The following is a 12987-nucleotide window of genomic DNA, read 5'->3' as shown; positions in this document are numbered from 1 at the left end:
CGTCACAAACCCCGTCCCCACGGCAGCGCTGTCGGATCACCTGCCCAGGCCACGGTGTTGGAGGCTGACCCTTGAAGCAGGATTTTGGGGTCGAGGCTGGCGGGGGTCAGGTCCTGCTCGCGCAGCGGGGTGAAGTCGACGTCGAGTTTCGGGTCGTACGCCTCGGGCTGGATGCCGAGTTCGTGGGTGCTGTACTCGCCGAACCGGTTGATGTGTTCGGTCAGGTACGGCGAGATGTGCGCCAGGTCCTCCGGGTCGATCTCCCATCCCTCCTCCAGCAGCTGGCGGAGGGTCTCCGCTATGTCCAGGGCGTTGTGGAAGATCACGGCGTTCGTGAGCAGCGCGTTGAACTTCATCGCCTTCTCCTGCTCGATGGGGTCGTTGTCGGCGATGACGCCGCGGTTGCCGAAGCCGATCCACTGGGAGAACCGGTTGAACGACTCCACCTTGTTGGTCGCCGCAGTCACCCGTCGGCGCAGCGGCGCGTCGGAGAGGTAGCGCAGCAGCTGCACGGTGCGGATCACGCGGCCAACCTCGCGGAAGGCAGCGTAGGTGGCGTTCTTCCGTGACCCGGAGCGCAGCCGCTTGAGCAGTGTTGAGGAGGAGATGGTGTCCTCGCGTACGGAGACGGCCACGCGCATCAGGTCGCGGAACTGGGACTCGATCAGGTCGAAGTCGATGACGTGCTTGCCGGCTCGCCGAACAGGGCATCAGGTCGAAGCCCAGGAGGTGGGCGAGCGCAAACACAGGGAAGCTCTGGCCTTGGGTATCCGCGTGCACGGTGGTCGGCCGCACCTCGCTGGTGTTCTTCAGCAGGCCCTCGATGATGTAGACGGCCTCCCACACGCCGCACGGGATGAAGTGCGTGAACAGCGGGATGTAGGTGTCCGAGACGCGGTGGTAGGCGATGCCGCCCGGCTTGCCATACCTCCCGCTGGTCTCGGAGAGCAGGTTGTCGAGGTAGGTGTCCATGTGGGTGCCGTCCGCCGCGACGGCGGTCCCGTCGCCCCACGCCTGCGAGATGTCCAGGCGGGCGTGCGCGTTCACCAGGTCGGCGACCGCCTCGTTCAGCAGCACGATCGAGAAGTGCTTGTTGGCGACGTACGACAGCTCGTGCCCGCTCACGCCGGGGATGTGCCGGGCGGCCTCGTACGGGCCCATGTTGGTGCCCTTGACGAACGTGACGATCACGTAGCGGCCCAAGGGGTCGGTGAGCTTGGGCTCGTTGCCCGACGGCGGGCCGAAACGGCGCCACCACTCCACCCAGTACGCGGTCCGGGCCACGATCCCCCATCAGGGAACGCTCCGGCATCCTCGCCTTGATCTCCTGCTCCAGCCGCTTCGCCGAGGGCCGCTGGCCGTCAGCCCGGAACGCCTTCAGCGACGGGACGCCCGTCTCCGGATCGATGACCAGGCCATCGTTCTTCGGTACCCGGCGTCCGCCGCCGCGGCGGCGTTTCGCAGCTTGTTCTCCAGCTGCCAGCTGAAGGTCTTCGCGTCGATCTCGGCGCTCTCGCCCCGCGCTTGACGGGGACGAAGTCCCGCAGCTCCGAGGCATCCGCCGCGTCCGCCTCTCCGGTAAAATCGGTGACCTTCCCCGCGGCGACTCCGTCCATCCACACATCGGTGTCGCCCAGCTCGTCCAGCCATTCCAGACGCTTGGTCAGGTTCTTGAAGTGCGACCAGGTCGGGGCCCTTGGCGGGCTTCTTCAGCCGGTTGAACAGCGTCGTCCCGTCGCCGTCGCGCTCATCCAGCAGCCGCGTGAGCCCCGCCCGCTGAGCGCCGCTCATACGGTCGTGGACGCCCGTACGGATCGAGGCGTTCACCTCGGTGCGGATTTTCGAGGCCATCTTGTCGAAGGTCGAGAACCCCGGCAGCTCCAGTCCGGCCTCCACGACCTTCTCCAGCGCGATGTTGATGAGGTCCGCCGGGCGGTTCTTCGCCGCGGCTTCCTTGCGGATCGACTGCTCGACGAACTGCCGGGCCTTGGCCTGGTCGTACGTCACGTCGGCCTGCTTGCGGACCAAGCCCCGGTGATGCTTGGCGGTCCGCTCCGCCCGGTACACCGGCAGCGTGCGCTCCGGCAGCTCCACCGCACGCCGGACGAAGTCCACCACCATCTCCGCGGATAAGCGGTCCGTTCAATCGATGTCACAACCCACCCCAGGCCCCAGAAGACGCTCGACATCACCACCAACGACACTGAGCCGAATGGGTGACGGGCGACGGGCACTCAGGGCTTCAAGATCATCTCGTTGCCCCTTTGGCGCGTATCTCGGTCACACCCCGAGAGTGCCCCCGCCCGTTCTCACACCCGTCTGGTGCCCTGCCCGGGACTCGAAACTGTGCTTACGCGAGCCGTAGGGTGCCCCGCAACACCGGCGTGTACGTATGGTGCGTGTCGCCCCTCGGACACCGACCGGTAGCCCATGGGTTGCCGAAGAGTGCTGTTGAGATCCATCTCAGCCAGCACTTTCTGTTTCCCGGGGTCGTAGGCGAGGGTGAGTCCGAGCTTTCGGTGGATCTCCGCGGAAAATGCGCGACGCGAAGCGGTCGCGTCCGGCAGCCTGATGTGTGATCGTCCCAACATGGGGGGAGCGCCAAGTGCCGCCTCCTGTATGGAAGTTGCCTGGTTCTCCGTCGGCATTGCGAGACTTCGAACGCATCGGGTTCCGGGTCGCGCGGTCTGGTGGAAAGCAGTTGGCGGGCGGAGACTTCGGGGATGGACGAATTAGGGGCGGGCGCGGGAGACGGGTCGGATCGCCGGGCTGTCGCGGGGACGGCCGGGCGGGCGCGGGGCGGGCGGGGCAGCATCGACTGGGGCCGCTGGTTCCCTGAGCGGCCGGGCCATCACGAGTGGGCCCGTCAGTGGGTTCAGGAGATGCTTGACGAGGGCCGGATCGAGGAGCTGCGGTCGGCCGCCCGCACCGGTACGGTCCTGGCCCGCGTACGGCTGGCGGAGCTCTACGCCGAGCAGGGCGATATCGGGGAGGTGCGGGCACTTGCCGGCACCGAGAACAAGAGCCTGGAACTCCTGCTGACCGACACACTGGCCGACACCATGGCCGGGCGGGACGGCCTTGAAACGGCGGTCGCCGTGATGAAGATACGCCTGGAGAGCCGTCAGAAGGACGCCTTTGACGAGTTGATCGAACTGCTCCGCGCGCAGGACCGGATCGAGGAAGCCATCACCTTCCTCCAGGCGCGTTCGGAGGGGAGCGATCACACCGAACAGAGTCTGCTGGTCCATTTGCTTCTCCTCCAGGGCCGTGTCGAGGACGTACGGACGATGGCCGGCGACAGCAGAAGTCGCTATGCCCGCACGCTGGTGACGGGCATCCTCGCCGAGCAGGGCCGGATCGAGGAGTTGCGGGCACTCGACGCCGACGGCTTCGTGGTGTCCCACGCGCTGGTCGGGCTGGGGCGTGTCGACGAGGCGATCGCCGTGATGCAGGAGTGCGTCGACGCCAACGAGCAGCATGCCTACGACTTTTTGATCAAACTGCTGGTGGAGCAGGGGCGTGCCGATCAGGCCCTGACCGTCCTGGAGTCCAGGTCGCACAACCCGTATGACGTGGTCTCCACGGCCTCTGTCGACGTGGCACGGCTCCTGGACGAGCAGGGCCGCCCCGAGGACGCGATCAGAGTCCTGCAGGCTCGCGGGCCCGCGGATGAGCAGCTTGCCGCGCTGCTGGCCGCGCAGGGCCGTATCGACGAGGCCGTCCGGGTCTTGGACCGCGCCATGACCGACCACGATCGCCGCTTCGCCATCGACAAGTTGGCCGGGGCCCAGGCAGACCTGCTCATCGAGCACGGCCGGATCGACGAGCTGCGCACCCGCGCCGACACGGGCCACCCGGCATACGGCACACGGCTGGCGGCGTATCTGGCGGAGGCCGACCGGACCGGTTGAGTGTGTGGCCAGTGCCAAGGCGCTCAAGTGGAGCACATGTCGTCAGCGTCACTCGTACGCTCAGGTGCATGCGCTCCACACACACTCCGTGACCCTCGCCCTGGCGGACGAACTCGACTACTCCCCGCCAACGTTGGCCCGGCGTGGCGCTTCGGGCAGGTGCGCTGTCCGATGTCGTCGCCGTCCGACCGCGGTCGTAACGCCTCACCGAATCCTCGACTGCGCGCTTGGCGCATTGTGGGGCGGGCGTGCGACAGGTTGGCCGACAGAGGGGAAGCCGTGCGGAACGCCACCGTGCCGGACAGTTATGGAGCGGCGCGTGGCCCGTCAGACTTCGGTAATGCCGTCTTGCCTTCTCAGAGCGCTGGGAGGGCACTGGGATGGAGTCATGAACGCTCCAGCCTGGCTTCCCCGTTTCCGGGGACCGTTGCACGACGCCCGAACCGCCACGGTGGTGGGCCGGCTCCTGGGTATCGCCGTCTTTCTCTGCTTTCTCACGGGGGTTGTCTCCCATTTCCTGCAGGAACCGCCGGCATTCCTTTCGGGACATCTGCCGACGCGTCCCGTATCCGGATACCGCATTACCCAAGCTCTGCACATCATCAGCGGAGTCGCGGCCGTTCCCCTGCTGCTCGTCAAGTTGTGGACGGTCTACCCCAGCCTCTTCCAGTGGCCGCCGGTGCGTTCGGTGACTCACGCTCTGGAACGGATCTCGATCGCTGTGCTGGTCGCGGCCACACTGCTGGAGTTGTTCAGCGGACTGCTCAACATCGTGCAGTGGTATCCGTGGCCGTTCGGCTTCCGCCAGGTGCACTGGGCCCTGGCCTGGGTGATCACCGGTTCGCTGCTGGTCCATCTCGGTGTCAAGGCGCCCACGATCGCCGAGCACTGGCGACGCGCTCCCCGGACGTCCGCCATCGGCGCCGGCCGTCCGGCGCCTGACAGCGCTGACGCGGACCGGCGGGCGCTGCTGTGGGGGCTGGCCGCCGCGGTGGGTGCGGTGACCGTTGTGACCGCCGGTCAGAGCGTCACACCGCTGAAGGATCTGGCGCTGCTCTCGCCTCGCGATCCTGACGTGGGGCCCCAGGGTCTGCCCGTCAACCGGACCGCCCGCGCTGCCGGGATCACCGCCGCCGCGGTGCGGGACTGGCGACTTCATGTGGATGGTCCACGACCTTACGGACTGACACTCGACGAGTTGCGTTCGATGCCCCAGCACTCCGTGGAGCTGCCCATCGCGTGTGTGGAGGGCTGGTCGAAATCGGCCCGCTGGGAGGGAGTGCGCGTCTGTGACCTGCTGGCCCGCGCCGGTGCCGAGGACGGGGCACGGCTGCGCGTCGTGTCGTTGCAGACCCGGGGAGGATACGGCGTCACGGAAATGGACAGCGCCTACACCCGTGACACCCTGACCCTCCTCGCCCTGCGTCTCAACGGTGAGGTACTCGCTCCCGATCACGGATATCCGGCACGCGTCATCGCCCCCAACAGGCCGGGTGTGCTCCAGACCAAGTGGGTCACACGTCTGGAGGTGCTGGTATGAAGAGGCTCCTGCTACGCGCCGCGCTGTTCTCCTCGGGACTGGCCGCGATCGCCTTCGGAGGGTACGAGTTCTACGATCGGACCCGACCTGATACGGGCGACGTCCTCGGTGTGGGCCTGTGGCTCGCGGGCGGTGTGATCCTCCACGACGCCCTCCTCGTGCCCGCCGTTATGGCAGTGGGACTGCTCATTCACCGTTCGCCAATACAGTCGGCACTGCCGGCACTGCCGGCGCTACGAGGCGGTCTGCTGACCGTCGGTTCGCTGACTCTCATCGCCCTGCCCGCGCTGCTGCGGCCCGGAACGCCGTCCAACCCCACGGTTCTTCCCTCCGACTACCTGCTCAACTGGTCTGTCGCGGTTGCCGTCGTCGGCCTCGGCACGGCCTGTGCCGTTCTCCTGGCTCGGCGCCAGCGCCGGCGTCGGCCCGGGTGCCGGCGCGGGCAGCGGTCCGGCTGATACCACCCCTTCTTCACACGTCAGTTTCCGCTCGGGGCCCTGGCCGGTTCCGGCCCACCGCCGGCGTACGACCCATCCGGCCAGGACCGCGACCGCGGCCAGTGTGTAGGCCACCGTACCCGTCTCGCCGCCCAGCGCCCGGCCGGTGACATAGGCGGCGGCGCCCGCGACGGCGACACCGAGCCACTCCCAGCGGCCGTCGAGGGCGACCAGCGCGACCAGGAGCAGTGCGTACCAGGAGTAGCCGGGGGTCATGACCAGAAACGCTGTCCCGGTCACCGACAGGGCCCCGCTCCAAGGGCGTTCCGGGTCACCTCTGCGCAGCACGTATCCGACCACCGCGAGCATGACGGCCCCGACCACCGGCAGTGCCCAGGAGTCGGGGACCAGCAGACGCAGCAGGGCGTAACGGCTGCGGGCCGAGGCGTCCTCGTATCCCTCCTCCTCGGCATAGCCGCCCAGATAGCCGAGGACGGACGCGTGAGAGCCGAGGACGTAGGGCAGATAGACCAGGCCCACGGCCACGGCGGCGGGCAGCGTCACGGTCACCGCATCGCGACCGCGGCGTACACCGGACAGGGCTCCCGGCAGGAGGATGGCCGGCAGCAGCTTGGCCGTGATCGCGAGGCCCAGCAGCGCGCCCCCCGTCGTCCGGTGCCGTACGACCACGCCGAGCGCGGCGACGGACAGCAGGACGGCGAGTACATCGACATGGGCGTTGTTCACGGCCTCGACGGGTACCGCCGGACACCAGGCCCAGAAGGCGGCGTTCCGCGGATCACCGCGGCGCCGCAGGATCATCAGGAGAGCGCCGGAAGTCATCACGGACAGCAGGGCCGCGCCGGTCTGCAGGCCCTTGTGGCGGACGCCGGGCGGTGAGAGTTCGTGGACCAGCAGGAAGTAGCCCTCGGCCACGGGCGGGTAGATGGTGGGCACCTGGGGGCGGTTGATCCGGGTACACCTCCTCTCTGTCACCGGTGTCCGGTCCGGGCCGGTGCAGGCGGCGCCGCGCGGGAAGAGCCACTCGTCGCGCAGGCGGGTGAGCGCGGGGTCTGCCGGGGCGTGGTCGTACGGGGAGATCCCGGCGGCCTGCACTCTGCCGTCCCAGGCGTAGCGGAAGGAGTCGGTGCTCGTACGGGGAGCCGCCACCAGTCCGGTGGCGGCGATCACGACCGCGCCGGTCAGCACCAGTGTCACGGCCTGCCGCGCGGGCACCTTGCGCAGGCTCCAGACGGCCGCGGCGAACAGGGTCCAGGAGGCCGCGTACCACCAGGACAGCCCGACCGGATCCGTGTGATAACTGTCCTTCCGCACGGTCAGTACGAGTGTGACGGCCAGGGCTGCCACCAGGAGGGCGGAGACGGTGGTACGGAGGCTGCGCATGGCCACAGCGTGGCAGCGGGAGCGTGGGAAACCGATCTCACGGGGCACGACGTCCGTGTTTCGTAAGGTCCTGGACGCGCCTGCCGGAGTCCGGTCTCCGGCCGGAGGGCGGGCTCGGGGTGAGCCGAGCCCGCCACTCAGCGCCGCGGTGGGAGCAGCCCGGGGCGCCGTGTGAGTTCCATGAAGGCGCGTCCCGCCTCCGTCCACTCACGGTGGCGGACCCAGCCGGCCTCCTGGGCATGGCCGTTCAGGGCGCGGGCGCCGACTCGTGCCCAGGAGAAGGAGGTACTGAGTCCGCCCCGGCCGTTGTCGAGCCGCACCTCACAGCGCTCGTCCACGTCCAGGGCGAGGGATTCGACGATCACGGTCCCCTTCCGGTCGGTGATCTCCCCCAGACGCCTCAGCAGGGCCACGGGATCGCCGCCGATGCCGATGTTGCCGTCGATGAGCAGCGTGGTGTCCCAGCGGCCCTCGCCGGGCAGTGGTTCGAACACCGATCGGCACAGCGCGAGTCCGCCCGACAGCTTGGCGCGCGCCACCGCCGCCGGGCTGACATCGATGCCCAATGCCGGGTGCCCCCGTGCCGCGAGGGCGGCGACCAGCCGACCGGGGCCGCATCCGACGTCCAGGACCGAACCTTCGCACCGGGCGAGCACACCCAGGTCCGCGGTATCGGGGGCGGCGCACCAGCGTTCCACGTCCAGGGACAGCAACCGGCCGTCGTCCCGCCGCAGATAGAGCGGGCCCCGGCCGCTGCGCAGCGCGTCGGAGTATGGATCCTGCGCGTCGGAGTAAGGATCCTGATACCAGGCGGCCGGGGGCGCAAGGGCGCGGCCGGGAGCCACCACCGCCGTCAGCGGTCCTCGTACCCTCATGCGCGTGCCGGTCGGCTGCCGGGAGCGGGAGCGGGAGCGGGCGCGGGCGGAGCCAGCCGCGTGTGCAGGGTGTGAAAGCTGCCGCCGCCCGCCTCGGCGGCCACCAGCCGCGCGTCCTCGGCGGTGTCGACATCCCGCAGCGTCGCCATGCGCCCGACCCGTAGGCCGGCGGCGACGAGCCGCGCGTACTGCGCGGCTCCCGTCTCCGGCACCGACATCGGTATCCCGCGCAGCAGCGCGGGGTCCGGTGCCGCGAGTCCCAGCGCCCAGAAGCCTCCGTCGACGGCGGGCCCGAACCAGGCGTCATGCTCGCGCCAGGCGTCCGGGGCGAGCGCGGGGGCCAGCAGACGCGTGGTGACCTGCGGGGTGTCCATCCCGATGAGCAGGGCCGGGCCCGAACACAGGGCGAAGGCGGCGGCGAGCCGCTCGTCCAGTCCGCCGGCACTCTGGGGCACCACTTCGAAACCCGGCACCAGCCAGGGTCCGGGCCGCCCTTCCAGCACCAGCACCCGCCGGGTGGCCGGAGTCCGGGCGAGTGTGGCCAGAGTGTCGGCGAGCGCGGCCTCGGCCAGCGCGGCGGCCTCCTCCGGGCTGAAGGGCGGGGTGAGCCGGGTCTTGACCCGGCCAGGCACGGGTTCCTTGGCGATGACGAGGACCGTGGTCACCGGCCGGCGCCCGTCATGGCCGCGCCCGGCCCGGTGGTGGCCGGCCCGGTGGCGCCCGGCCCGGTGGTGGCTGGTTCGGTGGTGGCCGGTTCGGTGGTGGCCGGTTCGGCAAGTACCCGGCGCATGTCGTGCACGGCCTGCCAGGTGCCCCGCCAGGTGCCGGTGACCTTGGACTCCCCGGTCCGGGGCAGGTACGGCACGTCAGCCTCTTGCACCCGCCACCCGGCGTCGGCGGCGCGGACCACCATCTGGAGCGGATAGCCGCTGCGCCGGTCGGTCAGATCCAGGCCGAGCAGTGCCTCGCGGCGCGCGGCCCGCATGGGACCCAGGTCGCGCAGCCGCAGACCGGTGCGCCGGCGCAGCATCCAGGCCAGCGCGAGATTCCCCGCGCGGGCATGCGCCGGCCAGGCACCCCGCCCCTGGGGACGGCGCCGCCCCAGCACGAGATCGGCGCCACCGTCCGCGACCATTCGTACGAAGTCGGTCAGCAGCCCGGGATCGAGTGAGGCGTCGCAGTCGCAGAAACACACGATGTCGGCCTCGGCGGCCAGCAGCCCGGCGTGGCAGGCCGCGCCGAAACCGCGGCGGGACTCGTGCACCACGGTGGCGCCGAGTTCAGCCGCGAGTTCGGCGGATCCGTCGGTGGATCCGTTGTCGACCACGACGGCCCGCCAGCCGGCGGGAACACGGGCGAGCACCCAGGGCAGGGCCTCGGCCTCGTTCAGACAGGGAAGTACGAGATCTACGGTCACGGTCCTCACCGTAGGAATTCCGCACGGACATAGCGGACATCGACTCCTTACGAAACACGGACATCGCTCTCCGCGCCCCGTTCCGCCGGGAACGGGCGGGCCGGCTGATGCGACGCTTGGGGCCATGAGCATGGAGATCCCACCGGGCCGCGTCCTGGTCGTAGACGATGACCCGACAGTCGCCGAGGTTGTCAGCGGATACCTGGAACGGGCCGGCTTCGCGGTGGAACACGCCGCCGACGGCTGGGCCGCGCTCGACAGTGTTGCTCGGCGCCGGCCGGACCTGGTCGTCCTGGATCTGATGCTGCCGGGGCCGGACGGGCTGGAGGTATGCCGCAGACTCCGCGCCACGGGCCCGGTGCCGGTGGTCATGCTCACCGCACGAGGTGACGAGGAGGACCGGATCGCCGGACTGGAACTCGGCGCCGACGACTACGTGACCAAGCCGTTCAGCCCGCGTGAGCTCGTACTGCGTGTCGAGTCCGTACTGCGCCGCAGCCGGGGTCCGGGCCGGGGACCGGATGCCCAGGCGGCCACCGGTTCGGGGGCCGCGCTGCGCGGTGCCGGGCTGACCCTGGACCCCGCCACCCACCGTGCCTCCAAGGACGGACGGGAACTCGCCCTCACACTGAGGGAGTTCGATCTCCTCGCACACTTCTTGCGCCACCCCGACCGGGCACACGGCAGGGAGGATCTGATGCGGGACGTATGGGGCTGGGACTTCGGAGACCTGTCGACGGTCACGGTCCATGTGCGGCGGCTGCGCGCCAAGATCGAGGACGATCCCGGCCGGCCGCGGCTCATCCAGACGGTCTGGGGCGTCGGCTACCGCTTCGCCCTTCGACCCGGTGCCGGCTCTCCGCACGGAGAGGATTCCCGGTCCGGGCAGGATCCCCGGTCCGGGTCCGACGACCGGCCAGGGGCGGGAGAGGCACTGTGAAGGACCTGCTGCTGATCGCCGCCTTCGCCCTGGCGGGGGCCGCCTGCGCGGGAGTCCTCGGCGCCGTCGCCCTGCGCCTGGTGCGCCATCGGTCGGTCACCGTGTCCCTCACCGTGGTGGCCGCCGTCACGGTCGCCGCCATGCTGACCGGAACACTCACCGTCGCCCAGGCGATGTTCCTGTCCGGGCACGACCTCACCGTCGTTACGCTCGTGGTGACCATGGCTGCCGTCGTCTCGCTGGCAACCGCCTTGCTGCTGGGCCGCTGGGTGGTGGCCCGCAGTCATGAACTCGCGCTCGCGGCACGTGACTTCGGTGATGAGGGAAGCTTCGCCGCCCCGGCGGGACCGGCCACCGCCGAACTTGCCGCGCTTTCCCGGCAGCTTGCCGCCACCAGTGCCAAGCTGGCCGCCTCCCGCGAGAGGGAACGGGCGCTGGAGACCTCACGCCGCGAGCTGGTCGCCTGGATCTCCCACGATCTGCGGACACCGCTGGCCGGGCTGCGGGCCATGTCGGAGGCGCTGGCGGACGGCGTGGCCGACAACCCGGCCCGCTACCACCGGCAGATCGGTGCCGAGGTCGACCGGCTCAACTCCATGGTCAACGACCTGTTCGAACTGTCCCGGATCCACGCCGGAACCCTGACCCTCACCCCGAGCCGGCTCTCGGTCTACGACCTCGTGGGCGATGCCCTCTCCGGAGTCCATCCGCTGGCTCACGAACGCGGGGTGCGGCTGGTCGGTGACGGAGTCGAACCCGTGCCGGTGGAGGTGGACGGCAAGGAGATGACGCGGGTCCTCGCCAACCTCCTCGTCAACGCCATCCACCACACCCCCGCCGACGGCACGGTCGCCGTCGCCGCCGAACGCCAGGCCGACGCCGTCATCCTGTCGGTGACGGACAGCTGCGGCGGCATACCGGACGAGGATCTGGCGCGGGTTTTCGACACCGGCTGGCGGGGCAGCGCCGCCCGGACCCCTCCGGCCGGCGCCGGACTGGGCCTCGCGATCGTGCGTGGCATCGTCGAGGCCCACGCCGGCCGCGCGGAGGTACGCAACGTGCGCGGCGGCTGCCGCTTCGAGGTCACCCTGCCCCTGCGGACGCCCGCACTCTGAAGGCGCGGCGCATACTGCGCGGCGCCGCTCGGCGAACCGGGCCGGGCCGGGCCGGACCGTACCGTACCGGGCCGGACCGGACGAGTCTTCAGGCCGTCGACCGTCGGCCGCCTGCACCGCCGAGGTACGGGAAAGGGGCCACGCTGTTTCACATTCCGGGTATCAAGCCCCTCGGGGCGCCGCGGAAGAACGCTGGCGCGCCCGCGCGAACTCGGCCATCCCTTCGTCGAAGCCGACCTGTGGCCGCCAGCCCGACTCCACACGCAATCGCGTGGAGTCGGCCGTGATGTGCCGTACGTCGCCGAGCCGGAACTCTCCCGTCACGACCGGAGGCGGTCCGCCGTGGGCCCTGGCCAGAGCCCGCGCCATTTCCAGAATGGTGTGGGGTTCGCCGCTGCCCGTGTTGTAAACGGTCATCGAGCCGGCGGGCCGTTCCGCGACCGCCTCAAGTGTCACGAGATTGGCCGCGGCCACATCCCGTACATGCACGAAGTCGCGCCGCTGGGCGCCGTCCTCGAAGACCCGTGGCGCCTCCCCACGTGCCAGCGCCGACCGGAAGAACGACGCGACCCCCGCGTACGGGGTATCCCGGGGCATTCCCGGCCCGTATACGTTGTGATAGCGCAATGACACCGCCCGGCCCCCCACACTCCGCGCCCACGCGGCTGCCAGGTGCTCCTGCGTCAGCTTCGTCGTCGCGTACACACTGCGCGGATCCACGGGCGCGTCCTCACCGACCAGTCCGGGGACGAGCCCGGCGCCGCAACGAGGGCAGCGCACTTCGAACCGCCCCGCTTTGAGATCAGCGGTCTCACGCGGACGGGGCCGTACGGTCCCGTGGCGCGGACACACATACCGGCCCTCCCCGTACACGACCATCGACCCGGCCAGCACGAGCCTCGCGACCCCGGCCTCCGCCATCCCCGCGAGCAGCACCGCGGTACCCAGGTCGTTGCAAGCGGCGTACGCGGGCGCGTCCGCGAAGTCCTGCCCCAGCCCCACCATCGCCGCCTGATGGCATACGGCGTCGACCCCGCGCAGGACCGCACGTACGGCCTCCGGGTCCCGGACGTCCCCTCGCACCACCGAGGTATCCGTCAGAACCGGGATCTCCGGATGAGAGGTGGGCAGGAACGCGTCCAGAACGACGGACTCATGCCCGTGCTCCCTCAGCGCCATGACAATGTGGGCGCCGATGAAACCCGCGCCTCCCGTGACAAGTACTCGCATGTCGGGAACGCTACGGAACTCCGCGCGTACAACGTGGTTTCCGCACCGGCACGTAAGAGTTCCGTCACCTGTCATCGCGCGAGCGGAAGCCGTACCTCCGCCGTAGTTGGTGGAT

General features: G+C 70.1%; 10 protein-coding genes and 1 pseudogene. 4 read left to right on the top strand and 7 right to left on the bottom strand.

Annotated features, from left to right (window positions below):
* Positions 1-2: 2 nt before the first annotated feature.
* Positions 3-1263 (bottom strand): annotated as a pseudogene (locus OG214_RS07395) (transposase).
* A 114-nt stretch (positions 1264-1377) separates the two neighbouring features.
* On the bottom strand, positions 1378-2115 hold the full coding sequence (locus OG214_RS07390) for a DUF4158 domain-containing protein (protein WP_405984248.1): 738 nt from the start codon (positions 2113-2115) through the stop codon (positions 1378-1380).
* A 767-nt stretch (positions 2116-2882) separates the two neighbouring features.
* Between OG214_RS07390 and OG214_RS07385 the strand changes: the two genes are divergently transcribed.
* Both OG214_RS07385 and OG214_RS07380 read left to right on the top strand, forming a co-directional pair.
* The gene (locus OG214_RS07385) at positions 2883-3914 is read left to right on the top strand and encodes a hypothetical protein (protein ID WP_405984247.1); all 1032 of its coding nucleotides are present in this window, start codon (positions 2883-2885) and stop codon (positions 3912-3914) included.
* Positions 3915-4302: 388 nt separating this feature from the next.
* Positions 4303-5454: a molybdopterin-dependent oxidoreductase gene (locus tag OG214_RS07380; protein WP_405984246.1), complete on the top strand. Its 1152-nt coding sequence runs from the start codon at positions 4303-4305 to the stop codon at positions 5452-5454.
* Between the two features lie 233 nt (positions 5455-5687).
* On the opposite strand, the gene OG214_RS07375 is transcribed toward OG214_RS07380, so the two are convergent.
* The 4 genes from OG214_RS07375 to OG214_RS07360 form a co-directional block, all read right to left on the bottom strand.
* Complete coding sequence (locus tag OG214_RS07375; RefSeq protein ID WP_405984245.1) at positions 5688-7295, bottom strand: glycosyltransferase 87 family protein; 1608 nt, start codon at positions 7293-7295, stop codon at positions 5688-5690.
* Positions 7296-7432: 137 nt separating this feature from the next.
* A complete protein-coding gene (locus tag OG214_RS07370) occupies positions 7433-8170 on the bottom strand; it encodes a class I SAM-dependent methyltransferase (protein WP_405984244.1) in 738 nt (245 codons plus the stop codon).
* Complete coding sequence (locus OG214_RS07365; protein ID WP_405984243.1) at positions 8167-8835, bottom strand: DUF2064 domain-containing protein; 669 nt, start codon at positions 8833-8835, stop codon at positions 8167-8169. Before OG214_RS07365 ends, OG214_RS07370 begins: the two co-directional genes overlap by 4 nt.
* The gene (locus OG214_RS07360) at positions 8832-9587 is read right to left on the bottom strand and encodes a glycosyltransferase family 2 protein (RefSeq protein ID WP_405984242.1); all 756 of its coding nucleotides are present in this window, start codon (positions 9585-9587) and stop codon (positions 8832-8834) included. The genes OG214_RS07365 and OG214_RS07360 overlap by 4 nt, the downstream gene beginning before the upstream one ends.
* A 124-nt stretch (positions 9588-9711) precedes the next feature.
* Here OG214_RS07360 and OG214_RS07355 point away from each other — a divergent pair, with 124 nt between their 5' ends.
* Complete coding sequence (locus OG214_RS07355) at positions 9712-10527, top strand: response regulator transcription factor (protein WP_405984241.1); 816 nt, start codon at positions 9712-9714, stop codon at positions 10525-10527.
* A complete protein-coding gene (locus OG214_RS07350; protein ID WP_405984240.1) occupies positions 10524-11642 on the top strand; it encodes a sensor histidine kinase in 1119 nt (372 codons plus the stop codon). The genes OG214_RS07355 and OG214_RS07350 overlap by 4 nt, the downstream gene beginning before the upstream one ends.
* A gap of 162 nt (positions 11643-11804) precedes the next feature.
* Here the strand turns inward: OG214_RS07350 and OG214_RS07345 are convergent, their stop codons facing one another.
* Positions 11805-12872 carry an NAD-dependent epimerase/dehydratase family protein gene (locus OG214_RS07345; protein ID WP_405984239.1) on the bottom strand — a complete coding sequence of 356 codons (1068 nt, stop codon included), beginning with the start codon at positions 12870-12872 and terminating at the stop codon, positions 11805-11807.
* Positions 12873-12987: the final 115 nt, after the last annotated feature.

This window comes from Streptomyces sp. NBC_00872 (assembly GCF_045161915.1).
In the GTDB taxonomy this organism is placed as follows: Bacteria; Actinomycetota; Actinomycetes; order Streptomycetales; family Streptomycetaceae; genus Streptomyces.
Note: the sequence above shows the minus strand (reverse complement) of the source record. Positions and strands in the feature narration are given on the sequence as shown.